Here is a 24362-nt window from a genome sequence, read left to right on the forward strand (position 1 = left end):
TGCGCGCGGGGCGCAGCGCCGGAGCTTTCGGTCGATCAGCGACGTTTCGGCAAGGCGAGGGGAAGGGGCTCGCAGCGAACGCAGCTGCCGACCACGCCCTGACTCAGGGCATAGTTGGCATGGTGGCCATCACGGTCCAGGAAGCTGGTGGGACCGCTGGGGATGAACACGACCGTGCCGTGATCGGGATTTCTGCTGTTGGCGAAGCGCACCGCGAACTGTTCGCAGAAGTGGTGGGCCGTTCGCTGTCCGCGCGTCCAGTCGTCATCGAACTGGCTGCCGCAGCTCTTCGTCTGACCGCCGGCATCACAGATGGGCTCTTGCTCGAGCAGCTGGGTCTGGGTCCAGTCGATCTCGGCGACGATCACCAGCCGGCCGCCGGTTTCACACCATTCGGGATGGCTGAGGGGATTGTGCGCGTGGGCCGAGCCGGCCAGCAGTGACAGTAAGGCGATCCAGGCAAATTGCTTGAGGCGCGAAGTCCGCATGGCATTGATCCAGAGTAGGGGAGGTGTCGAGTGTAGGCAGCGTGGCCGCCGCTGTCACCCGAAAGGCCGGGACGATTTGGGAACAAGCCCTTTTCTCTCTTGGAAATCAGTGGGTTGGCATTGGTCCCGATGCGCCGGCGAGCTCGTCGTGTTCCCATTTCAGCCCTTGTTTTTGCTGGGCAGGGCTCGATTCGCCTCCTAGGCTTGGACGGGTCGAAAACGAACGACGAAACGAATCCCTTCACTCGATCCAATAGGAGAACGACCCATGAAACACTGCACTCGAACCCTGTTCCTGTCGACCCTGCTCCTGCTCGCCGCCAGCGCCCAGGCCGCACCCCAGGCCACCCACAACGGCTACTTCGCCTCGGCCACCTGGTCGATGGGCGGCTGGCCGATCCAGTACATGACCCAGAGCATCGGCCCCTACATCACCTATGGCGATTGCTACACGGCCTGGACCCAGCTGGTGCACAGCCAGCCTCAGTACTGGCTGGAGTCGACGGTCCCCTGCCATTTCGTCTCCACCCACATGGCCTACGTCGAAGTGGCCGAACTGGCGATCGACGGTGACGGTGGTGCCGGCGGCGGCGGCTTCGGTGGCCTCGATGACATCCTCGAGTACGTCGATCGTGTGCGTGAGCTGCGTCGTCAGTACAACATCGACGGCTACGAGGCCGCGCTGGAACGTCTGAAGTAAGGCACACCAGCGGCCCTGCGTCCCCGCATCCGGTCGGGGGCGCAGGACCGATTCCTGAGCGAGTCCCGTCCAGCGGGTCTCAGATCAGATGAAACTGATCGCCCTGACGGCTGGGGCGCCGAAAGGCCGAGCAGTCGAGTTCGGGTCGCCCGTCGCGGTCCAGACCATGACGTCGAACCGCCACGGCAAAGCGCTGGGCCAGCAGTTGGGCAAAGGCCCCCTGGCCAGTCTGCCGAAGCCCGAAGCTCGGATCGTAGTCCTGCCCACCGTGCAGCTGCTGAACCAGGCTCATCACGTGCCGAGCCCGTTCCGGGAAATGCTCGGCCAGCCAGTCCCGGAACAGGGTTTTCAGCTCGTGCGGCAGGCGCAGAACGACGTAGCCGGCGCGAGTCGCGCCAGCTCCGGCGGCCCGGGCGAGGATCGACTCCAGTTCGCGATCGTTGATCGCCGGGATGATCGGCGCCACCATCACGCCGGGCTCGATGCCGATCTCGCGCAGGCGGCTGAGCATGTTCAGTCGGGCCCTCGGCGAGGCCGTGCGCGGTTCCATTCGGCGCTTCAGGTCCTGATTCAGCGTGGTGATGCTGATCGAGACCGAGACCAGATTGCGCTCGGCCAGGGCCTCGAGGATGTCCAGGTCGCGGAGCAGGGTCACGCCCTTGGTCAGCAGGCTGACCGGGTGACGGTACTCCAGCATCAGTTCCAGCAGGCGCCGCGTCAGGCGCAGCTTCCGCTCCACCGGCTGGTAGGCATCGGTGTTGATGCCCAGGGCGATCGGCTCGACGCGGTAGTTGGGTTGACGAAAGCGCTCCTCGAGCAATTCCACCGCGTTCGACTTGTAGCTCAGACGGGTCTCGAAATCGAGGCCGGGCGACAGGTCGAGGTAGGCGTGGCTGGGCCGCGCGAAGCAGTACACGCAGCCGTGCTCGCAGCCACGATAGGGGTTGATCGAGCGCTTCAGCGGGACGTCCGGCGACTGGTTTCGACTGACGATGCTGCGCGCGATCTCCGGGCGCAGCTCCGTGGCCAGACGGGGCAGGGCGTCGAGTTCCTCCTGCCAGCCGTCGTCGATCGACTGGCTAGTCTGGCGGCTGAATCGCGACGGGGTGTTGTGCTGCAGGCCCCGTCCGGCCTGGTTTGATTGCGGTTTCATGGAGAAACTGTACAAAAATACAGTGATCTTCGCAAGCCCATGACTTTCGGCGCTTGCAGAGGCTTGATGCCCCATCGCTATACTCCGGCCCGTCAATCTTTCATCCATCAGGAGTGACCGATGCTTCGAGTCCTACCGAGCCTTCTTCTTCTTTCGATTCTGCTTGCGGTACTGCCCCTGCAGGCCGACGACCACGTCGAGCGTCGCACGGCCAATTCCGGCAACGTCGTGATGGAGGGCGTGCCCGAAATCCCTGCGGACATCGGAGAGCAGCTCCGCCGCTACCAGAACGTGCGCTCGGCCGGCCTGGTCGACTGGAGCGCGGACGGTCGTTCGATTTTCATCTCCACCCGCTTCGCCGAGGTCAACCAGTTCCACCGCGTCGACCAGCCCGGTGGGACGCGTCACCAGCTGACCTGGTTCGAGGAGCCGGTCGGCGCCGCCACCCGTCGCCCGGGCCACGACACCCTCGCTTTCCTGATGGACCAGGGCGGCAACGAGTTCAGCCAGATCTTCCTGTTCCATCCCGCCACCGGCGAGCACGAGATGATCAGCGACGGCGAGTCGCGCAACGGCGGCCTGGAGTGGTCGAAGGACGGCCGCTACCTGGCCTTCCAGTCCACCCGCCGCAACGGCCGTTCGAACGATCTGTGGCTGATCGACTTCGAGGCCGATCGCGAGGCCCGGATGATCCTCGAGTCCCCCGACGGCAGCTGGTGGGGGCCGGCCGAATTCTCGCCCGACGGCGAGCGCCTGCTGGTCCAGCAGTACGTCAGCGCCAACGACTCACGCATCCACCTGCTCGATCTGGCCAGCGGCGAACTCAGCCGCCTGGCCGGCGACGAGGCCGCACCGAGTCGCAACCTGGCCGCCGGCTTCGACGCCCAGGGCGACGGCATCTACCTGATGAGCGACGTCGGCAGCGAGTTCGCCCGCCTGACCCACATGGACTTGGCCAGCGGCGAGCGCCGCGTGTTGAGCGGCGACATCGAGTGGTCCATCAGCGGCTTGGAGATGGCGCCCGATGGGGCCTCGGCGGCCGTGGTCAGCAACGAAGGTGGCATCAGCCGGATGTATCGCCTGGACACGGCCAGCGGCGAGCTGTCGCCGATCGAGAACCTGCCCATCGGCCTGATCGGTGGCCTGAGTTTCAGCCCCGAAGGCGATCGCCTGGGTCTGGTGCTGAACAATCCTCGCTCGCCCAGCGATGTCCACGTCATGGACTGGAACAGCGGTGCGCTGACGCGCTGGACCTACAGCGAAGTCGGCGGCCTGGACACGGAGCGCTTTGCCCTGCCGGAGCTCATCGAGTTCCCGAGCTTCGATGAGGTCGACGGCCAGCCCCGTCGCATTCCGGCCTTCGTCTACAAGCCCGAAGGCGAGGGTCCGCACCCGGTCGTGATCCAGATCCACGGCGGCCCGGAAGGCCAGTCGCGGCCCAGCTTCAGCAGCACCTACCCGATGTGGATGGACCGCCTCGGCGTGGCCGTGATCAGCCCGAACGTGCGCGGTTCCTCCGGCTACGGCAAGAGCTACCTGCAGCTCGACAATGGTTTCCTGCGCGAGGACTCGGTGCGCGACATCGGCGCCCTGCTGGACTGGATCGCCGAGCAGCCGGACCTGGACGAGAACCGAGTCGCCGTCTTCGGCGGCAGCTACGGCGGCTACATGGTGCTGGCCAGCGCCGTCCACTACAGCGACCGCCTGCGGGCCGCCGTCGATGTGGTCGGCATCAGCAACTTCGTCACCTTCCTGGAGAACACCCAGGACTATCGCCGTGATCTCCGCCGTGTCGAATACGGCGACGAGCGCGACCCGGAAATGCGCGCCCACCTGGAAGCCATCAGCCCCCTGAATCACGTCGACAGGATGGACGTGCCGATGTTCGTCATCCAGGGCCAGAACGACCCGCGCGTGCCCGTCACCGAGGCCGAGCAGATCGTCGCGGCTCTCAGGGAGCAGGGCAGCTCGGTCTGGTACATGAACGCACTCAATGAGGGCCACGGCTTCCGCCGCAAGGAAAACCGCGATCTCTATAGCGAAGCGGTCGTGTTGTTCTTCGAGACCTATCTGCTGCGGGATTGAAAATCCTTGAGTCGCTAAGCAGCGAAGCAGCGAAGAAAAAAAAAAAAGCAATTGAACGCGAAGACGCGAAGACGCCAAGAAAAAGAAAAGTGGGCTTTTTCCTTTCTTGGCGTGCTTCGCGTCTTCGCGTTGAAATGTGTTTGCTTTTCTTCGCTGCTTTGCTGCTTCGCGATCTAAAGGTTCTCGATCGCTGAAATGAAGGTTCAGCGGCGGCCCTGGAGGCGGCGGCGGAGTTGGTTTCGGCGTTCGTTCTGGTAGACCATCCATTCGGCCATCTGCGCCTCGTCGAGAATCTCGGCCATGGCGACATTGGCCTGCTCCCAGACCGGCATCAGGGCGCTGGCCAGTTCGAACAGTTCCGTGCGCGAGGGGCGGGGCGCCGAACGGCTCGCGTTGGGGTTGATCCGAAGGCGCTCGAACACGGCCTGCTGCTCGACATGGTGCTGCGCCAGCACAGGCTCGACGGCAGCTGTCTGCTCCTCGCTCAGACCCAGCCGATCCTCCAGCACCGCCAGCGCCTCCAGATGCGGCGCTGTGCTCGTCCCATCAGAAGGCGTCGAAGCCATCCCAGGCGAGGCCAACGCAAACAGAGCAACAAGAAGGGTAGCTTTGAGGTTCATGCAACATCCCTCAGTCAGTCATTTGAAGCAGCAAGCATGCTCGCCCTGTCGCAAGTCTTCAAGTCCCCAAAATCAAAATCCTTGACGCGAAGACGCGAAGGGCGCTAAGGAAATGAAAAATCTTTGAATCACGCTCGGACATTTTCCATCCAGCCGCTTCTTGCCTCCGGCAAACCGCAGCTGGATTCCAAACTGAGCTAAGCAGCGAAGCAGCAAAGAAAATAAGGGAAAACAAAAAGCGAAAGCAAAAGGCTTTGATCGCCAAGACTCGAAGACACCAAGAAAGACGTGTTAGTGATTTTCTTTGCGTCTTCGCGTTAATGCTTTTGATTTTGCCTTTGCTCTTAATCCAGTTCCCTTTTCTTTCTTTGCTGCTTCGCTGCTTTGCGACCAGAAGATTTTGATTCAGAGGCCTTCCACTGAGTCGGAGCCCTGAAAGCGATTAACCACGAAGCACACGAAGGTCACGAAGTCGTAAAACAAAGAGGCTTCTTTCTTTTCTTCGTGCTCTTCGTGCCCTTCGTGGTTCAATCTCTTGTCTTTTCTTTGCTGCTTCGCTGCTTTGCGATTCAAAGGTTTTGCTTCTGGATCTCCTGCAGTCGATCCAGGCGCGGTAGGTACTATCGTCTGGGGGATTGAGCTCAAAAACCCAAAACACCTTCACCACGAAGGACACGAAGGGCACGAAGAAAAAAGAAGAGTATTTTGTTTTTCAACTTCGTGTTCTTCTTGCCCTTCGTGGTTCAATCTCTAGTCTTTTCTTTGCTGCTTCGCTGCTTTGCGATTTAAAGGTTTTGCCTTTCAAAGTTCCTCCAGCCGATCCAACCGCGGCAGGTACAGCGCGATGCGGACGTCGGTCTCGCCCATCTGCTCGAACAATCGCCGATACACGCTCAGCTGGTCGCGGTACTCCTCGGCCTCGTGTTGGAGAAACTCCTCGATCCGCTCGTCCTCGGCATGGCCTGACTTGTAGTCGATGATCCAGCGCACGCCCTGGGCATCGACGAAGGTGCGGTCGATCACGGCGTTGACCAGCTTGCCGTCGATCAGGCCGCTCAGAGCGAGTTCGCAGGCATGCTCCGGGTGCTCGCCGCTCAGGATCCAGCGACCCGTCTCCGAGCTCAGGGTGCGGTCGAGGGCCTGCTCGATCACCTCGACGGAAGCCTGCAGTTCGGCGCGGCCCGTGCCCATGGCCTGGAGCAGGCCGGGGATGCGGCTTTCGAGGCGGGCCAGGCGGACTTCGTCGAAGCGTTCGAGGCCGACTCGCCCGATGTCTTCCAGGATGCGATGGAGCACCGTGCCGATGCGGCGCGCCTGGGTGTTCTGCCAGCTGAATTCGATCTCGACGCTGCGCTCGCGCACGGGCAGGGCGGGGGTCCAGTCGAGCGTGGCCTCGAAGCTCGGTCGCCAGCCGGACTGCACTCGCTGACGCCGTGGCGCTGGGAAGACCACGTCGTCCGAGTCCGGGCCCAGCTCGGGGATGCGCTCCAGGGCTTCGCTGAAGGCTCGCAGGAACTCGCCCTCGCAGTTCGGCCAGAGGCTGGCGAGCAGGCTGCCCGCGGCGGGCTTCTGGGCCTGCTTGTCCGGGTCGAGGACGGCGCTCAGGCAGAGGAACTCCTTGGCCCGGGTGGCGGCGACGTAGAGCAGGCGCTGTTGCTCGTAGGCTTCCCGCTGCTTGCGCTGGTTGTTGATGAACTGGATCAGGGCCGTGTTGCTGGCCTGCTCGGCGGAACGCAGCGGGGCCAGCAGCACCTGCTCCTCGCCCGACTCGGGCGTGATCGGCAGCCAGTAGAGCAGCTCCTGGCTCGCGCCGCGCGGCGGGCGGTCCAGGCCGGGCAGGAACACCGCGTCCCACTCCAGGCCCTTGGCGCCGTGCATGGTCAGCACTTCCAGGCGTACCTCGTCGTCGGGCGGGTCGCCCTCGGTGGTCTGCTCGTCGAGCAGGGCCAGGAAGGCATTCCAGTCGTTCAACAGGCCCTCGTCCTCGGCCTGGGCGAGCACGTCGAGGAAGCGCTGTGCGTCGCGCTGCTCCGTCGGGCGGGCGCAGAGGATCTGCGGGCCACCGAGGCGCAGGAACAGGCCTTCGACCCGGTCGCGGACCGAGCGACGTCCTCGCAGTCCATAGGCCGCCTCGATGCCGGCGTAGACCGGCTCGGCGCGTTCCCGATCCTCCGGGCTCAGGCGGTCGAGGGCGTCATCGTCCAGCGGGTCCTTGCCGTCCCCGGCCAGCGCATGCAGTGCCTTCAGGCTGAGACCGCACAAGGGCGAGCGCAGCAGGGCCAGGCGCGCGGACGGGTGGGCCGGGTCGATCACCAGGCGGGTGATCGACAGCAGGTCCTGGGCCACGGGCCGCTGCAGCAGAGGGTCGAGCTTGACGGCCCGGTAGCGCACGCCGTGGCGGGCCAGGGCCGGCAGCAGCTCGCTCAGGTGCGAGCGGGCGCGCACGATCACCGCGGCCTTGAAGTCGTCCTTGCCCTGGTTGGCCTCCAGCGTGTCCCGGATGCGCGCGGCCAGGGCCTCGGCCTCCTGCACGCGGTCGATCTCGGCCAGCACTTCGACGCGACCGCCCGGCTCCCGCGCGGGTTCGGAGGGCGCGTAGCGGACCGCGCCGGCGGCCATGTTCTCGATCGACGGAAAGGCCGGGCCGATGCGCTCGTTGACCCACTCGACGATCTCGGCGCGGGAACGGAAGTTGCGCGTCAGCTGAGCGGATTCGAGGGTCTGCGCGCCGATGCCCTGGTCGCGGGTCCGCATGAACAGGCCGACCTCGGCTTCTCGGAACCTGTAGATCGACTGCATCGGATCGCCGACCAGAAACAGGCTGCGATGGCTTTGCTGCTCGCCTTCGCCCGCCCAGCCGGCGACCAGCTTCTCGAGCAGGTGGAACTGGCCCCAGTTCGTGTCCTGGTACTCGTCGACCAGGATGTGGTCGATGCGCTGGTCCAGGTACAGGGCCAGGTCGCTGTAGCCGTCCTCCTCGTTGCCCAGACCGCGCTGAGCCGCGTCGCCCAGGGCCGCGAAGTCGCTCTTGCCGCGCTCGGCGAACAGCAGGTCCAGTTCGGCGGCGGCCTGTTTCAGGACGCGGATCAGGGCGGCCAGCACCGGCCATTCGCCGGGGCCGAACTCAGGGACAGGCAGCTCGCGGGCCTGGTGCAGCAGGTCCGCCAGCTCCTCGTTGCCGGTCCACTGTTCGAGCAGGGCTTCCATCGCCGCCTTGTGCTCGGACTTGGGCGGAAAGCCGTAGTTCTTGTTCAGGCTGGCCCGCCAGGTCCCGCCATTGGTCAGCAGGGCAAAGCCGAGCATTCGCCAGCCGTCGAGCTCGGCGGGGTTCGGGGCCGGCAGGCGGCGGTAATCGCTCCAGTCGGCGAAGGGCGTGGGCTTGGCCAGGTCGGCCGCGCAGGCGGCGGCCTCGCTCAGAACGGCGAGCAGGGCCTGCTCGCTCATGCCCGCCTGGGCCAGGGCCTGCTGGAGCGCGGTGCTGGCGCGTCTCAGTTGCTCGCTGACCAGGTCATGCAGGGTGGCCTCGAAGGCGGCCTGTTCGACGGGCTCGATCCGGCCGATGGCGCGCAGCCACTGCTCGCGCTGGCCGAGCAGGCTCATCAGCAAGGCTTCGATGTCCTGGGTACGGTGATCGCGCCACTTCAGCAGGCGGGCCAGGTCTTCGCTGAGCGCTTCCTCGTCGTTCAGGCGCGCCAGGATCCGGCGCGCGGCCTCGCGGTACAAGGCCTGCGTGTGCTCGGCCGGCGAAGGCATGGGCCCGAGCTGGCTGGCTACGGGCATGGCGCGGGCCAGGAACTGGTTGAAGCTGTCGATGGTCCGGATCATCAGGCGCTGCGGATTCTCGCGCAGGCCCCAGGCCTGGACCTTCGCTTCCACGGCCTCGGCGCGGGCCTTGGCCGCTTTTTCGTGGGGCTTCTCGGCGACGAAGGCCGGGTCGAGGAACTGCAGCACGCGCTCGCGCATCTCGGCGGCGGCCTTGCGCGTGAAGGTGATCGCCAGGATCGCCTCGGGTTCGTCCACGGTGGCCAGCAGGGCCAGGTAGCGCTCGACGAGCAGGCTGGTCTTGCCCGAGCCGGCCGGGGCCTGGACGATCACCGAGCGGCCGGGCTCGACGGCCAGCTGTCTAGCCGCTTGATCAGACATGTCGGGTTGCGCTCGCTGTGTTAGAGCAAAAAAGCAAAAGCATGTTCACCACAGAGGCACGCGTGGCCGCTTTCCAGTCAAAGGCTTTATGCCTGCGGCAGCCCGCCATTGACTTACAAGCTACGCTGAGTTCACGGAGAAGAGCAGAAGAAAATTCATCGTTTCTTCTCTGTGTACTCCGTGCCTCTGTGGTGAACCGCTTTTGATCTGATTTCGCAATTCTGCAGTTCATCGATTCAATCTCGCTCGATCGGGTCTGTATCGGTGATGCGGCCCTGGTCATTGACACGACAGAGCGCCTCGAGATCGCAGCGGCTGCAGGCGTTGCGATCGCGCGGATCGACGGCGGCCTGACCGCTCAGCACGCCCTCGGCCAGGTTCTCCAGGGCCAGGTGCCAGTCCGCCCGAAGCTGCTCCCAGTCCTCGTAGGCCTTGAACCTGGAGGCGCCCCTGATCTTGCCGAGCACCTTCGTGCCGGGAAGGCCCAGGTCCGAGCGGGCCAGGCCATCGAAACCCATCTGGTCGGCACGCAGGCGCGCGAAGGCCAGGCCCGCCGGCGCCGGATGGCGGGGCGTCACGTAGGCCGGCAGCTGCAGCTCCTTGAGCCTCGGGTCCGGGGCCCAGTCCGAACTGGCCGTGCGTCCGGTCTTGTAATCGAGGATCAGTTCGTCTTCGCCGATCGAGTCGATGCGGTCGATCTTGCCGGTCAGGCGCAGGCCGGCGAATTCCAGCTCAACCTGCTGCTCCAGGGCCTTGACCACGAAGGGTGCGCGGTCGAGCTCGATCTCGAGCCAGCGCTCCACGGACCGCATCAGGCAGACGGCTTCCAGCGCACGCTCGGTGTCGGTCATCAGCAGGGGATTCAGGTTCAGCAGCTCGGTCAGGCTCTCTTCGATGCAGGCCCCTATCCGCGCCGTGCGTTCATCCTTCGAAAGCGCCCGCAGGGCGGCCTGGTCGGGCAGGTCGGTCCAGAAGCGTTCCAGCACCCGGTGGATCAGGCTGCCGCGCGTGAGCGCATCCAGGCCCGGGCTGGGCGGCAGGGGCACCTCGGCGCCCAGGCGATGGCGGGCAAAGGCGCGGAAGGGGCAATCGGCCTGGTCCTGCAGCACCCGCGTGCCGCCCTTGAGTTCCGAGGCATCGAAGGCCGGGCCCTGGTCGTCGAGGTCGACGAACTCCATCGGCGCGGCCTCGATCGACTCGGCCAGGCGGGGCTCCACCACCGAGACCGAGCCCAGCAGATGCGTGGCCTTGAGCGCCACGTCATCGCTGCCCCGGGCAAAGCTGCCGACGCGAACCGGCGCAATCCAGGCCAGGGCCTGCAGTTCGGCCCGGGAGCGGGCCAGGCAGGCGGCCGGGCTTGCCGATGGAAGCGGCGCCTGGTGGTAGTGCGGGATGAACGGATCCCGGCGGCTCGCACCCGGCCAGGCCTGCTCGTCCAGGCCGACGATCCAGGCCGCGTCGAAGCGCGAGCCCAGGGCTTCTTCGACACCCAGGATCTCGACCGCGGCTCCCGGATTGCGCTCACGGAAAGCCGCGTCCCCGGCCATCTCCCGCAGCCGTTTGAGGGCCTGGACGCGGGCCATCGGTGTGTCCTGCACCAGGTCCAGGCTGCTGAAGGCCTCGAGCAACTCATGAAAGCGCTGCAGGGCTTGGAACTCGCGACTGTCCAGCGCGCGTCCCCGGCCGAAGCCCAGCGCGGCCAGCTCGCCCTGAAAGCGCTCGATCCACTGCGAGGGCAGGGCGCGTCCGCGATGCCTCCGCCACAGGCCCTGCCACTCGCGGAGCTTCGTGGACAGGGTCGAGGCCCCGGCACGACCCGCGTACTTGCCCAGCTCCCCGGCGTTCGTCCACCAGGGCTGCTTGCGCCAGACCAGCTGCCGCGCGCGGGCGCGGGCCAGGGCCTCCTTCTCGGCGCCGGCAAGAAACGGCGAGCGCCAGAACACCTCGGCCTGGGTCGGGTCGATGCGCTCCGGGTCCAGCTGCAGGCAGGCCAGGGCATCGGCGACCAGGGCCCAGCTGCTCAAGGCCGGACCCAGGGAGCAGTGCCAGGCCGGCGTGGCCGTCGGTTCCAGCGCGGAGGCCGCGGGGGCGAAGGTGCGGCGGAATAGCCGCTCGACGTCCGCCAGGTGATCATGCAAGCGTGGCACGACGACGGCCAGACGGACCTCGGGGTTCTTCTCGATCTGCCCTCGCGCCCAGACCGCGGCGGCGCGCAGCTCGGCCGTCGTGTCCGGAAAGGCCTGCACCTCGGCCACCAGTGGGGCATCGGCCGGCAATTCACCCGCGATGATCTCGACACCCGCCGTCTCGGCCGCATCGAGCAGCGAGCGCTGCAGCGGCGGCATCGGCAGCTCGAAGCCCGTCAATTCGATACGCCCCGGCAGGGGCACCGCGCGCTTCTCGATCAGATCCGGCAGCATCGCCGCCAGCGCCCACTCATCAGCCACGTTCTGCTTTCGGCACCTCGCTTGATAGGCCCCGGCCCAGGCCTTGAACTGGCGCTGGTCGACGGACAGGCCTGTCTCCGACCAGCGGTAGGGCAGGGGTAGCTGGAACTCGTGGATCAGTCGCCAGCTGGCCTGCGCCATCTCTGCCACGCGCGGCTCGCCGATGAAGATCTGGTGGTCGATCACCGAGCGCCAGAGGGCGCGGGCCTGGACCCCCGAGATTGGAATCGGCTCGATCGCGCCAGCGACGTAGGCCTCCTGGATCAGCTGGCTGATCCATTGGCCCATGGCCAGAACCTGGGGTGTGGCCCAGGAGGATTGGCCGGAGTCAGCCGCTTGGGTCGCCAGGGCGTGGCGCTGGGCGCGGGCCAGGCGGGGGGTTGGGGTGAGGAGGTTTGTTTTCGCCATAATCAAGAGTATGCCGAAGGCGGTTCTCAAAAGTTGAGAAGCCCGATCAGCCATAGCCCTCGATTCGTTCTAGCATTGATCAAGTTGGCGTGGCCAAGATCGATGCAGCTGTGAATCCTGAGAACAGTTGGGCTATTAGTAATCCGCAAGGGGTTTACGTAGACTCGTTTGCAGAATCCCGACGATAGCAATTTCCTATGCGATTTTTTCAGAATTTGCTGGCGCTTGTCTCGCTCGCCCTGAGTTTCTCGATCAATGCGCAGACGGAGTATCGCTTTGAGTCCGGCGAGTTTGGTGGGATCGGGTACCCCATCGGCTCACGCATCGTGGCCGATATTGAGCTTTCAGGTCCCATACCGACCTGGGAAGCTGAGGTGTCAGTCGTCGATCAACTGGTTTCTCTGCGCCTGGAAGATGGATTGCAAGTGCGCACGCTCGACAATTCAGTGGTGTGCGAATTCACGGTGGCTTTCGACGCCAACGGCGGCATCGCCCAATGGTTTCTGCAATTGCATGAGTGGCCACCACCCTCTGACGACTTCCGCATCGACTACGTACATCTCTCCAGCGATAGAAACATAGGCAACCTCCTGGGCACCAAAGGCATCCCGGCAGCCCCCTGTGGGGACAGCGGATTCGCTTCCCTCAACTTTGTGCCGGTAGGCGATTTTACCGGCGAGTCTGTTCTGACACCCGAACCTCCCGGGGTCTACTTGTATCGAAGCGATGCGTTGCAAGCGACGCAGGCACCCTACTTGGACGGGGATCATTTCAATTTGCGGGTGAGCTTCGCAGGTAGGTTGCCCGCGAACCAGGTTGATTTCGACGCCAGGCCATTCATTGAATCGCTGGAAGTGGTTGACGATCGCGTCGAACCGTTGCGGCGACCGCTTGAAAGCTGCCAATTCCAGGTATCCACTGATTCGAATGGGCACATCGTTGATTGGGCAGTCGGGATCAGCGAGCCGTTCCCGGGACCGGTTGGTGTTCCCCCACCAGGCTGGGATTCTCTCACCTGGGCTTGGTCTCTGTCGCCGACCTCGGATCAGGTCGGATATTCCGAAGGCGGCTGTCCAGGTCAGCTCTTCGGCGAATCTGCAAGCGGTGGACAATGGCAAGGTGTCGTGACCAGTGCCGTACCCAGCCTTGGAGTACTGGGGATGATTATGCTGGTTCTGGGGTTGTTGGTAGCTTCGACGCGAATACGGCACTGAGTCGCTCCTGGTCGACGGACCAACCAAGACAAGGACCAAGACAAGGACATCCAGGGTTCTGCTCGGTGACGGCTAACCGGGGGCTGGCCTACGGTATTCGAAACTCACATTAGGAGTTTGGGGAGCGGAAGAAGCATGGTTTCCGCCTGAGTTCCCCGCCTTTCGGCCATGCCACGCAGCTGGCACTTGCTGGCTGGTCTGGGATTAGGTCGAGCCTCTACTCGGTCTGTTGCTGCATCAGAATCTCGGCCTGCTCGCAATCGATGCCCTTCATCCACGCCTGACGGCACTGCGCCGTCGCTTCTTGCGCATACTGCGGAAACCGCAACGGCTCCATTGCTTGGGCTGCTGCCAGATTTCAGTGGCTTTGCCCATAAGGGCTTCTGTCCACTTCCGATGCATTGAACGCTACCGAAAAGAAAGGCGCGCCGCACGCATCCGCTGACGACATGGAAGAAGCCGGGCGCATCCGTTGGTGCAATCTGGCTTCGGGGGTAGGTCATGGAGCCAGTCTGGCTTCGTGCCCGTGTAGAGGTTGGGGGGGGCGTACTCCGGCCGAGTAGGTGGTGTGTTCGGGATTCGGGGTGTTACCTGAAAGGCTTCTTGACTACACTGGCAAACTAGCCTACGTTAGGCAATTATGGCGTTTGTTAGTTGGGGTTTCCTATATGAAAAATACCAAATTGGGCTATGCAGGCCTCGGTTTCTCTTTGGTTAGTGTCTTGGCTATCCTTTTCTTGGTTCCGATGCTGATTCCATCGACTCGGGATCATTTGTTTTTCCACGGCCCCTGGTACATTTGGTCGGGTCAGTTGATCGCAGTAGTACTGGGTGCGTTGAGCTTTAGGACTATTTCGGGAAAGCTCGCGATCGCTTCCGGTGTTTTGGTAAGCCTGCTGTTGGTTGGTTGGTTGCGCATTTAAGGCATTGCCCATCCCAGATCATGGCGAATCTAAAAGCCTTTTTCTCGAATAGGGATGTAGGACGTCTTAGTATTCTGCTTTTTTCGCTCTGCTTGGCAGCGGCTCTTTATTCTCGCTTTTTTGGTGATGGTTTTGGCGTGATTCTTGGGGTAGTGCCCGCTCTGTACGGGATGGCTATAGCTGCCGTGCTGGGCGTTTTCAGTATCTTTACGCCAGAGGGAAAGGCCACACTCTTTGTTGCGGCGATTGCCGTAGGGATTGTTTGGTTGCTTGGGTAGCAGCCAAGATGAGGCAAGACGAGGACAGCCTCGACTTTTGGAACCGAGTGTTGATGCGGAGTGGAGTTGAGTCTTCCGGATTTCTCGTCTGGTTTTCTCTGAGGTTTGTCTCGCGCGGCGTGACCCTGACCCGAATCCCCGGTTTTGCAGGCGTGCCAGGTCACCAGTGAATGCTGGTTGGACTAAGGCGCAGGTGTTGTTGCTGCTCGGTCTGTTGCTGCATCAGAATTCGACTTCGTCCGGCGGGGCGATCTGCCTGCGGGGGTGGGTCATGGGGCCAGTCTGGCCGCCGCACTGCCTGGGCGGTAGAGAGTTGCACCTCGATGTGCTGCAGGAAATCTACTCGGTATCGTGGGTACCCCCGATCGAGCTTGGCCATGACTCGAAGCCGATCATTGAGCGATTGACGTAGGTCGCTCGCTCAAACTCGGTGATGTTCATGGCGATGCGAGGCAGGTCCGGGAACAGCGCGGCCAGGGCTGCAACCACGGCGGTCGACAACCGGCGACGCTGTCCCATGCTGCGGCCCTGCATGATGTGCGCGAACACATGAATGAACGACGACTGGCGACCACCAACCAGGCCGCCGGCCTGGGGACGAAGACGAACCTTGATGTCGCCTTCGTCGAAAAGGCCGGAGGCAACCGCGACCGTATGGATCTTGCGGAGCACTTCGTTTTCCGCTCGAAGCGCCAGAAGATGCTTCGAACAGTCGATGATGAAATGTGGCATGTTCAGTTTCCCTCAATTCTGCGCTTCTAGCGACGGAACGGCGCCTGGTTTCGAATGCAGCCCGAGCAGCGCTCCGGTCTTGAATCGCGCCGCGAGCTCAGCGACCCGCGCACCCAGCAAGGCGGCGGTTTCCCGGTCCGAGTCGGGGGGCGTGATCTCGGCCGGCTCGTCGGCGTTGGCCTGGGCCATGGCGCCGAGCGAGCCACCGATGCGGTTGATGTCTTCGATCGAACCGGTCGAGGAATTGTTGCCCGGCAGCAGCCCCAGGCTGACCCAGATCATGCCGTGCTGGGCGGCCAGGGTGGTGAGCTGGCTGAGCGTGGCGTACTTGTCACCGGCCTGCGAGCTCGAAATCGTGAAGCCGGCGGCCAGCTTGTCCTGCCAGCGGCGTTGCAGCCACAATGACGACGTCTGGTCCATGAAGGTTTTGAAGGGGCCGGACACTGCGCCCATGTAGGTCGGCGAGCCGAAGATGATGGCGTCGGCCTCGGCCATCAGCGACCAGTGGCGTTCGGTCAGGTCGGTGACGTCGATCAGTTCACCCCGGGCGCCGTTGCATCGTTCAACACCAATCTGGACGGCGCGGGCGACGGCGGCGGTGTGGCCGTAGCCGGAGTGGTAGGCGATCACGACAGATACATTCATGCTGGTATTCCTCGATGGTTTGAAGGCCAGCGTAGCGACCCGGAAGCCCGGGAAAATCCCCCGAAAGGTGGAAACACTATTCACCCGGCGTGAATGACCCCCGCCGTTCAGGCGAGCGCCTTCTCGATGGCCTCGACCAGGAAATCGAGCAGGAAGCGGACCTTCAGCGAGGCCTCCCGATGCTGCGGATAGACGCCGTAGAGCGCGTGCAGCTCGCCGCCCCATTCGGGTAGAACGCGAATCAGCCGACCGGATTCGAGAGCATCCACGGCATAGATCTTCGGCACCAGCGCGATACCCAGCCCCTCGATGGCCGCGTCGCGAACCGCCAGAGAATTGTTGGCTCGAAAGCCGCCTTCGATCGCGACGCGGGTCACGGTCCCCTCTTTTTCGAGCATCCAGTTGCGCGGCGAGGCCGAAAGCGAATAGATCAGACAGCGATGTTTGGACAGATCCTCGGGGCGCTCCGGCGTGCCGAATGAGGCCAGGTAACCGGGCGAGGCGCAGACCACCCGCTCGATGTCCATGAGCTTGCGCGCCTTCAGACTCGAGTCCTGGAGCAGCCCGCCGCGAACGGCCAGGTCGAAACGCCCTTCGATCAGGTCGACCGGCTGGTCGCCGAACTCCACGTCGAGTTCGAGCTCCGGATAGCGCGCCGCGAAGCGGGCGAATATCTGCGACAGCAGGACGAGGCCGAGAGACAGTGGCGCGCTGATCCGAAGCACGCCGCGAGGCTCGGAGACGCTCGAGCGCACAGCATCGTCGGCCTCTTCCAGTTCGTCGAGAATGCGCGTGATCTGGTTGAAGTAATCGTGCCCGGTGTCGGTCAGCCGCAGTGAGCGCGTTGTGCGCTGAATGAGCTGCACTCCCAGGTCGGCCTCCAGCTCCTTGATGATCTTGCTGACCGCGGCATTGGACAGGTCCAGGTCCCGAGCAGCGGCGGCAAACCCGTTCAACTCGATGACGCGGCGGAACACCCGAAGGGCGGCGAAGCGGTCCATTGTTTACCGGGGGTGGAAGGTGATTTCCTGATTTTGCGGATTATCTTCCAGGAGTGCAAGGCGTACCTTGAGTCTGCACCGACCCATTTGGAGAATCCCATGCTTGCATCCCCCCTCAAGACCCTGCTCACCGCCGCCACGCTGGCGGCCGCCGCCTGGGGCCACGCGGAGCAACCCGCAGTCGGCACCAGCCCCTGGGGCCCCGAAGACGAGATCGGGCGACTCAACCTCATGACCCCGGCTTCCCGCGCCGAGCTGCTCTCGCGCGTGACCGGCGGCGAGGTCTACGACCTGTCGGTCGATCTGTTCATTGGCATGCCCAGCTGGCAGGCCGCGGGCGATCCGCACTACCGGATGTGGATGACCCACACGCCGCACGGCACAGTCGTCGACGATCCGCTCGGCCTGGGCGAGACGATGAACGAGCATGTCAGCTACACCGGTGCGGCGTTCTCGATGTACACCCACACGGGCACGCACATCGACACGCTTGCCCATTTCGGGCTCGACGGGCGCATCTGGAACGGTTTCAGCGCCGCCGAGCACCTGGGCGACCGGGGCTGGCAGATCGCCGGCGCCGAAGCGTTGCCGCCCATCGTTGCGCGCGGAGTGATGATCGACCTGCCAGCGTTCCTGGGTGTCGACATGCTGCCGGAAGGCCATCGCGTCACCCGGGCAGAACTGCGCGGCGCCCTCGAGCGTCAAGGCGTTGCAATGAAACAAGGCGACGTGGTCCTGATCCGCACCGGGCGCATGCAAGTCTATGAAGACGCCGCCGCCTACATGCACAACCCGCCGGGCCTGGGCTTGGACGCCGCGCGCTTCCTGGTCGAGACTGGCGGCGCGATGGTCGTCGGCGCCGACAACCTCAGCTTCGAGGCCTTCCCTTCCGAGGTCGAGGGCAATTACGTGCCCGTGCACACCTACCTGCTCGCCGAACAGGGCACGCCGATTCTCGAACTGGTCTACCTGGAAGGCCTGAGCGAGGCCGGTATCTACGAGTTCGCCTTCATTGGGGGCGGACTGCGGCTACGCGGCGCCGACGCGGCCCCGATGCGACCGATCGCCCTGCCGCTGGCGCCTGCCGACGAGCGCTGAGCCATGAACCGCCTCATCGTCATTGGCCTGACTGCGCTGGCGCCGGCTATCTGGGGGACGACCTACATCGTCACCACCTCGCTGCTGCCCGACGGCGATCCGCTTTCGCTTGCAGCGCTGCGCGCACTGCCCGCCGGCTTGATTCTGCTGCTGGTCGTCCGGCGCCTGCCGCCGGCTTCACAACTGGGCCGGATCGTCCTGCTCGGTGGTTTGAACTTCACCCTGTTCTGGGCCTGCCTGTTCCTTGCCGCCTACAGGCTACCCGGCGGTATTGCCGCGACCGTCGGGGCAATCCAGCCTCTGATCGTCCTGCTACTGGCCCGCAAAGTGCTGAACGAGCCGATCCGTGCCGTGGCCGTGGCCGCTGCTTTCGTTGGGCTTATCGGCGTCGCGCTGTTGGTGCTGGGTCCTGAAGCCGGGCTCGATCCAGTTGGTATCGCAGCTGGCCTGGCCGGAGCGGCTTCGATGGCAGCTGGCACCGTCTACAGCCGAAAGTGGCGTGGCGAGACGCCGCTTCTCACCTTCACCGCCTGGCAGCTGACCGCGGGCGGTCTGCTCCTGCTGCCGGCGGCCTGGTCGTTCGGCTCGGCACTGCCGCCGATGAACCTCGACTCGCTGGCCGGGCTGGTCTGGTTGACGCTCATCGGCGCTGCGCTGAGCTACGTATTGTGGTTCAACGGCGTCGGCCGCCTGGCGCCGTCGACCGTCAGTTCGATGGGCTTCCTCAGCCCCCTGGTGGCCGTTTCCACCGGCTGGCTGCTGCTCGGCGAGTCGCTGAGCCCGGTTCAGCTGTCCGGCGCCGCTCTGGTCCTGGGCGGCGTCTGCGCAGCCACACACTCCGCACCTTCCGCCGACGCCGCACGGCCAAGAATCGCGACTTCCCCGGGTTCGCTTGGCCAACCAAATGCTTCGAGACGCCAGGAGAAGTCGCTCACCTCACCGACTGACAGGCCTGAACCCCTGTCATGCCCGGAATGATCACCGCTGTATCCACCGTCGCAATTGGGCGCGCCCTCGGCGCCCCGGCGATGCGGCCATGATCGAAAAGACCCTCAAACAAGGAACCTGAGCAATGAGATGGATTGCGCTGATTAGCGCCTTGTGGCTGGCCGCTTCCGTCCAGGCCGATCATCACGACGCCCTGTCGGAAGACGAAATCCGGCAACTGGTCGACCGCGTCAACCGCGCCCAAAACGGCATGATGAGGCGCGGCTCCGATGCCGGCGATGTCGATGCACTGTTCGACCTCTACACCGAAGACTTCACCTACGTCCACGAAGTCCACGGCGGAGTCTACACGCGCGATGAACTCTACGCCAATTCGATGAGATACGCCGAAGCGGGACAGTACCAGTTCACCGAAGATCGCTACCGCATCCTCCACGTCCTGCCCGGCCTCGACGCCGCGGCCGTTCAGCGCCTGGAAAGCAGCAGCGGCAAAAAGCACCTCGCGGTCTTCGAGTTCGAGGGCGGTAAGGTTTCGAGAATTCTCGAGTATTGGCAGTAGATCAAGGGCTCTACTCCGTCTGCTGGCGCATCAGTATCCGGGCTCGCTGGCCATTGACGCCCTTCAGCCAAGGGAACCTCTGAATAACTCTGCACGGAGCGCGTTTCCGTCGGAAAAGCCGCAGATCGTGTGGTGCGACGCGAGTGACAGTAGCCGTAGCTACGGCCGAGTGGCGCAACATGCGAGGTGCGGCTTTTCCGGCGAAACCCAGACGGGAAGGGCCTTTGCGGGCCATCCGACGTGTTTCGACTCGCTTATTTGGAGTGACCAAACCACGCTCGCCGAAGCCACGCCTGCTGAGCCCGCAAAGACGCCTTCGCGCCCGCGCAGAGTTATTCAGAGGTTCCCAAGCCTGCAGGCATTCCGCAGTCGCTCGTTCCGCATGCTGCGGAAGCCGCAACTGCTCCGATTCTTGCAATGCTGTCCCATTTCAGCGGCCTTGGCCATCAATGCCCCGGCCAGGCCGACGGACAGGAGGTATGGCTTTCGGTGCCTGGTAAGGGCCGAGTGTCACCCAGCTGCCGGATGGTCCATTAGCGGAGCAGGGGCAGGGCAGCCACCATGCGGGTCGCCGTGTCGGGACCAAGCCAGGCATATTCGGAAGGGAGGCAATCAGCGGGGCCGGCGAGGATCTGACGCAAGGGTTGGGCGAGAAAGCCATAAACGGTGAGGATCCTGGACTCCCGTTCTATGATCGCGAGCGCTGATTCCACGCCCGCTCGATTGCCTGCGGCTGCGTGGCTGATGCCCTCGGCAAGTCGGGCGAACAGGGTGCCTGCCCGATAGCCGGTCTTCTGCTGACAGGCAAGCGATTCCCGAGCGGCGGCGAGGCCCAGATCCGGTTGGCCGTTACGTGCGAGGGCGACGGCTTTCGCCGCCAGCGCTTTGCCAACCTCGATGGGTGCCTTCACCTCGCGGTTCAGTTCAATAGCCGCATCGGCGTCGGCCAGGGCATCCAGCGGACGGCACCAGCAGCGAGTCTCGGCCAGATTGGTGAGTATCTTTCCAAGCATGGCGTCGGCGCCCATGGATTCGGCAATACGCCGGGCCTCTGCGTAGCAGGCTTCGGCCTCATCCAGATGAAAATTGAATCGGCGAACGTGCCCGCGAAAGCGATGGGTCTCCGCATCCCAGAGCGGGTCGCTGGGCATGACCCCGATCAGTCCGTCGAACGCCTGCATGGCGACTCGGAAATCTCCCCGCAGCATCGCCAGATCTGCGCGCTGGCGTTTTGCCAAGCACATGACGGCCGCCGGACGGTCCTCGGTCGGCCTGGATAGTCGTTCGTAGACAGGCCAAGCGGCCTCGTATTCTCCGTTCAGGTGCCGGGCGTGGGCCATATGGTATTCCAGCAGCGGTTGATAGCGTCCGAGTCGAAAGGCGCTTTCCTCGGCAGTCGCGTAGTGGCCCACAGCTTCATTCAAGGCGCCACGCTTGCGGGCACACAATCCGCGAAGAAATGCCAATGCCACCGCCATGGAGGAGCTGGATGACGTGCCTTCGGCCAGTATCGACAGAGCATCTTCGACGGCAACCCAATGGCCCCGGTCGATCAAGCCTGTTGCCGTGTCGAGGAGAGCCAGGCGCATGGTGTCGGACTCACTGACTTCTGCTTGAACTCCGATTCGAACGAATTCTCCGAGCAAGCGGATGCTTCGCGCTTCATCCGCGGCAGCCATAGCCGCTGCGGCTTCGGTGATCAGAACTTCAGCGACAGTAGTGCGGGTGATCTTGTCGACCCGAGGTGCGACATAGCTGCGCACCAGCCGATGCACTGAATGCAGCTCCGGGTCATTTTCCCGTGCGGGAGCGATGTAAGCAGTGCCGCAGAATGCTTCAAAGAGGGTGTCCGGGATCCCGATGTTCAGTGCGCGATTGAGGGCGCTGAACAGGCCCCGGTCGAACACGCGGACAAGGGAAAGAGTGCGCACCGCCTCGCGTTGCTCAGGTTCCAGGTGAGCAAGGAAACGGCGGATGACTTCCTGTTCGGGAACCTCGAAGTCGCTGGCACGAAGGGGTTCGCCGTTGCTGCTTCGCATGATGAACGTGCTTGCGCAGAGATCGAGGTACAGGGGGACACCCTTGGCGGTCCGCACGATCGCTTGGCGAATCGACTTATCCTTGATCGGAATGCCCTTCAGGAATCCGTCGGCATCGGCATCGTCCAGGGGGCCCACCAAATGCTGATCCAGAAAGTCGTCCCACTCTGGCTGATCATCCGACCAGGTAATTCGGTTACGCCCGGCGATGACCCAAAGGCCCGTGCCAGTGGATGCGATCAGCTCTCGCAGCCAGGCGTCGGGCGCTTCCTTCGTCAAACGGTAGTATCTTCGGGAACTCAGGCATTCGAGTGAATCCACGAAGACCACGAGCGACGATCGTGTCTTGTCGTTGGATGCCTCCAGCGCCTGGCCCAGATAATAGGGAAGGTGCTCCGCCAGCGCCTCGTCTTCCAGCTCGTCGATTGCGATGAAAGCTTCGCGCAGTGCCCCAAGGCGCTTCTTTCGTTCCTGGTTCAGACGCGCCCAGAGTCGGCTTACCAGTCGGGCAGGGGCCACGACTTCGATCATGTCGCAAGCGACCTCCTGCAGGTCGTAGAGCAAGCTGTCGGCTGGTACCCAAGTTTGGTCGATCTCCTTGAGGGTGCGGCCGCTAACGGTAATGAAGCGCGCGACGGCATAGTCGAACAGGGGGGCATCCACCTTGAGTTGGCGGCGGATGTCAAGCAAGTAATCCAGTTGCGAGCTGTAGTGGGCGGCCTCCAGGTCGATCGCCGCTGTGGGAGTATCGCCGTTGATGCGAGCCTTTTCACGAAGGTGCTTCAAAAGGCTGCTCTTGCCGATGCCTCCCAGCCCGTAGAACATCAAAAGGCGCAGTTGATTGCGTTCCTGCAGGCAGGATTCCAGCGCTTTGGAGAATGCGGTCTTGGCGCTCTCTCGGTTGGTGAACCGGCGAACGGCCTGGGCTTGAGCGTGAGCCTTGATTCGACTCAAGGTCATTGTTTCGCCCTCGTTGTGCTGACGTCCTTCTCCATGGCCGCGATGAACTTGTCGTGTAATGACAGAGCGAAATCGAGGTTTGAAGCGCCCTGCTTATAGGAAGTCAAGAGGTCGCGAAAAAGCTCCTCGTAGTGCTGCTCCAGCCGTGGCGCGGGGCTGGAGAAGTCCTTGATTATCGTCCAGGCGCCGTTTGTGCGCAGCGAAATCCTTCGTTCGGAATGGTGCAGGAGCGCCTCGCCTTGGTGATACCACAGTCGAGTGGTCTTCTGGTCGAGCCCCAGGGTCCAGTTTGTGTCGATGATGCCGTGACCGTGAATTCCATCTATATCGAATGAAAACAGGGCGCTCCCCTGAATCTCTCGGCAGCCAATTTGCGGCAAGCGACTCATGCGAGCGGTGTCGAGTAGGAGGTGTTCGGGTGACAATATTCGAGATATGGCGCTGAGCGCGTTGATGCCGCTGTCCGACCAGGCACCAAGGAGCCCAGTGGCCCGGTCTTCCAGGCGACCAGCGCGAATGTAGGGATCATAGAAGCCACAGTCGAAGCCATACAGCGGTCCGAGCTCATACGTCTCGGCGTTGCCACGCCACCACAAAAGCTCGGGAGCGAAAGCCGCATGTAATGCCACGTGGACGAAAGCCTTATCGCCCAGGGCTCTTAGGGTTTCGAGCTCGGAGCGGTCAAGGCAGGCGGGCTTTTCGACCACGACTCCGTGGCCAGCAGCCACGACACTGCGAGCCATCTCGACATGCGTGTCACTAGGCGTGGATACGAGGAACAGGTCAGCCATGTCGGCCGTGAGTAAAGCCTCCAGACTTTCGAAGAACTGAACTCCAGCGGGAAGCTCCGTGGCTCGAGCGGAGTCTCGATCATGCGCCGCCGTCAGCGTCACACCCTCTACGTTCTCGAGGGCTCGGATCTGGTGAGCTGCCACATGTCCGATGCCGATGATGGCCAATCGCACTTTTTGAAGGCCTCCGTCGTTGCGCCGGAATCCATTATAGGGGTTGTGATCTGCAGGGCGAGGACAGCCACGATTCTCCAAACCACTCGTGGCCAGGACTCAGGATCTTTGGGGTCCCCGATCAGACCCCTTGGCTACATTTCAATCCGATACCCGTTGTGCTTGCGGATATTGAGCACGCGGTTGTCGTCGAAGATCAGGTACTGGCCCTTGATGCCGGCGAGGCGGCCTTCGATTTTCGGCTGCTTGTCGAAGCCGACGCTTTTGACCTTCTCCGGATAGCGCTCGACGGGGTATTTGATCGTGCAGACCGTGTCATCCGTATCGATGTATTGCTGAAGCTCGGGTGCCAACTTGTCGACCAGTGACGCCTTGGTCGCCATGAGATCCGCATCGATGATCTCGTTCTTCAGCATGCGCTGCCAGTTCGTGCGGTCGGTCAGGTGGTCTTTCATCGCGACCTCGACGAGACCGGCCGTGTAGCGATTGGGAACCCGGGCAAAGACGATGGCATCGGTTGCGCCCTGGTCGATCCACCGGGTGGGCATCTGCGAGGCGCGGGTGATGCCGACCTTGATCGCCGAGCTTCGCGCGAGATAGACGATCTGTTCGACCAGGCAGTGTTTTTCGGCCCAGGCCATGTCCCGGGCCTCGCCTTCGTGGGCGCGACAGAGTTCCGGGCGAATGATGCACTCGCTGGCCTCGGGCGCATCGCGAAAACAGGGATAGCAGAAACCCTGGCCGAAGGATTTCTTGGTTTCCCGGCCGCAGGCGATGCAGTTGATGGTCCCGTCGAAGCGCAGGGAAATGACCTCGCCGATCCTGGCATTCATGTCGATGGGTACCCCGCCCAGCATCAGCGTGTACTGCGCGACCTCCCCGAGTCGGGTCTGCATTTTTCTCAGGTTTCCGGAGATGGCTGCGTTTATGCTCATGGGAGTTGCCTGGGTTGTGTG

Annotated in this window: 18 protein-coding genes; 7 read left to right on the forward strand and 11 right to left on the reverse strand. The window is 63.4% G+C overall.

From position 1 onward, the window contains the following. Nucleotides 1-35: 35 nt before the first annotated feature. Nucleotides 36-488 carry a hypothetical protein gene (locus tag WM2015_RS05615; protein WP_049725129.1) on the reverse strand — a complete coding sequence of 151 codons (453 nt, stop codon included), beginning with the start codon at nucleotides 486-488 and terminating at the stop codon, nucleotides 36-38. A 268-nt stretch (nucleotides 489-756) separates the two neighbouring features. Here WM2015_RS05615 and WM2015_RS05620 point away from each other — a divergent pair, with 268 nt between their 5' ends. Continuing rightward, nucleotides 757-1188, forward strand: a complete 432-nt coding sequence (locus WM2015_RS05620) for a hypothetical protein (protein WP_049725130.1) — start codon at nucleotides 757-759, stop codon at nucleotides 1186-1188. Nucleotides 1189-1267: 79 nt separating this feature from the next. Here the strand turns inward: WM2015_RS05620 and WM2015_RS05625 are convergent, their stop codons facing one another. Next, nucleotides 1268-2341: a PA0069 family radical SAM protein gene (locus WM2015_RS05625; protein ID WP_049725131.1), complete on the reverse strand. Its 1074-nt coding sequence runs from the start codon at nucleotides 2339-2341 to the stop codon at nucleotides 1268-1270. A gap of 120 nt (nucleotides 2342-2461) precedes the next feature. On the opposite strand from WM2015_RS05625, the gene WM2015_RS05630 reads away from it, so the two are divergent. Together WM2015_RS05630 and WM2015_RS15800 are read left to right on the forward strand one after the other, a co-directional pair. Then, nucleotides 2462-4426, forward strand: a complete 1965-nt coding sequence (locus WM2015_RS05630; RefSeq protein ID WP_049725132.1) for a S9 family peptidase — start codon at nucleotides 2462-2464, stop codon at nucleotides 4424-4426. Next, nucleotides 4423-4620 carry a hypothetical protein gene (locus tag WM2015_RS15800; protein WP_156200908.1) on the forward strand — a complete coding sequence of 66 codons (198 nt, stop codon included), beginning with the start codon at nucleotides 4423-4425 and terminating at the stop codon, nucleotides 4618-4620. Before WM2015_RS05630 ends, WM2015_RS15800 begins: the two co-directional genes overlap by 4 nt. A gap of 9 nt (nucleotides 4621-4629) precedes the next feature. Here the strand turns inward: WM2015_RS15800 and WM2015_RS05635 are convergent, their stop codons facing one another. From WM2015_RS05635 to WM2015_RS05645, 3 genes are all read right to left on the reverse strand, one after another. Then, the gene (locus tag WM2015_RS05635; protein ID WP_156200910.1) at nucleotides 4630-5046 is read right to left on the reverse strand and encodes a hypothetical protein; all 417 of its coding nucleotides are present in this window, start codon (nucleotides 5044-5046) and stop codon (nucleotides 4630-4632) included. Between the two features lie 801 nt (nucleotides 5047-5847). Then, nucleotides 5848-9189, reverse strand: coding sequence for a UvrD-helicase domain-containing protein (locus WM2015_RS05640; RefSeq protein WP_049725134.1), 3342 nt, complete (start codon nucleotides 9187-9189; stop codon nucleotides 5848-5850). Nucleotides 9190-9425: 236 nt separating this feature from the next. Next, on the reverse strand, nucleotides 9426-12098 hold the full coding sequence (locus WM2015_RS05645) for a PD-(D/E)XK nuclease family protein (RefSeq protein ID WP_082169486.1): 2673 nt from the start codon (nucleotides 12096-12098) through the stop codon (nucleotides 9426-9428). Between the two features lie 143 nt (nucleotides 12099-12241). Between WM2015_RS05645 and WM2015_RS05650 the strand changes: the two genes are divergently transcribed. Beyond that, complete coding sequence (locus WM2015_RS05650; RefSeq protein WP_049725136.1) at nucleotides 12242-13258, forward strand: hypothetical protein; 1017 nt, start codon at nucleotides 12242-12244, stop codon at nucleotides 13256-13258. 1540 nt (nucleotides 13259-14798) lie between these two features. Here the strand turns inward: WM2015_RS05650 and WM2015_RS05660 are convergent. From WM2015_RS05660 to WM2015_RS05670, 3 genes are all read right to left on the reverse strand, one after another. Next, a complete protein-coding gene (locus tag WM2015_RS05660) occupies nucleotides 14799-15191 on the reverse strand; it encodes a 5-carboxymethyl-2-hydroxymuconate Delta-isomerase (RefSeq protein WP_049725138.1) in 393 nt (130 codons plus the stop codon). A gap of 12 nt (nucleotides 15192-15203) precedes the next feature. After that, entirely contained in the window at nucleotides 15204-15836 is a 633-nt protein-coding gene (locus tag WM2015_RS05665) for a flavodoxin family protein (protein ID WP_049725139.1), read from the reverse strand. 107 nt (nucleotides 15837-15943) lie between these two features. Next, nucleotides 15944-16837, reverse strand: coding sequence for a LysR family transcriptional regulator (locus tag WM2015_RS05670; RefSeq protein WP_049725140.1), 894 nt, complete (start codon nucleotides 16835-16837; stop codon nucleotides 15944-15946). A 99-nt stretch (nucleotides 16838-16936) separates the two neighbouring features. On the opposite strand from WM2015_RS05670, the gene WM2015_RS05675 reads away from it, so the two are divergent. The 3 genes from WM2015_RS05675 to WM2015_RS05685 all read left to right on the forward strand — a co-directional run bounded on the left by WM2015_RS05675 (nucleotide 16937) and on the right by WM2015_RS05685 (nucleotide 19442). Then, nucleotides 16937-17935 carry a cyclase family protein gene (locus WM2015_RS05675; protein ID WP_049725141.1) on the forward strand — a complete coding sequence of 333 codons (999 nt, stop codon included), beginning with the start codon at nucleotides 16937-16939 and terminating at the stop codon, nucleotides 17933-17935. Nucleotides 17936-17938: 3 nt separating this feature from the next. Further along, nucleotides 17939-18913: an EamA family transporter gene (locus tag WM2015_RS05680; protein ID WP_049725142.1), complete on the forward strand. Its 975-nt coding sequence runs from the start codon at nucleotides 17939-17941 to the stop codon at nucleotides 18911-18913. A 94-nt stretch (nucleotides 18914-19007) separates the two neighbouring features. Beyond that, nucleotides 19008-19442, forward strand: a complete 435-nt coding sequence (locus tag WM2015_RS05685) for a nuclear transport factor 2-like protein (RefSeq protein WP_156200912.1) — start codon at nucleotides 19008-19010, stop codon at nucleotides 19440-19442. A gap of 533 nt (nucleotides 19443-19975) precedes the next feature. Here the strand turns inward: WM2015_RS05685 and WM2015_RS05690 are convergent. The 3 genes from WM2015_RS05690 to WM2015_RS05700 form a co-directional block, all read right to left on the reverse strand. Next, the gene (locus WM2015_RS05690; protein WP_049725144.1) at nucleotides 19976-22441 is read right to left on the reverse strand and encodes a tetratricopeptide repeat protein; all 2466 of its coding nucleotides are present in this window, start codon (nucleotides 22439-22441) and stop codon (nucleotides 19976-19978) included. Continuing rightward, nucleotides 22438-23406, reverse strand: a complete 969-nt coding sequence (locus WM2015_RS05695; protein ID WP_169751107.1) for a Gfo/Idh/MocA family protein — start codon at nucleotides 23404-23406, stop codon at nucleotides 22438-22440. The genes WM2015_RS05690 and WM2015_RS05695 overlap by 4 nt, the downstream gene beginning before the upstream one ends. Nucleotides 23407-23540: 134 nt before the next feature. Continuing rightward, nucleotides 23541-24341: a DUF2797 domain-containing protein gene (locus WM2015_RS05700; protein WP_049725146.1), complete on the reverse strand. Its 801-nt coding sequence runs from the start codon at nucleotides 24339-24341 to the stop codon at nucleotides 23541-23543. Nucleotides 24342-24362: the final 21 nt, after the last annotated feature.

Origin of the sequence: Wenzhouxiangella marina, from assembly GCF_001187785.1 — a bacterium.
GTDB lineage: Bacteria > Pseudomonadota > Gammaproteobacteria > Xanthomonadales > Wenzhouxiangellaceae > Wenzhouxiangella > Wenzhouxiangella marina.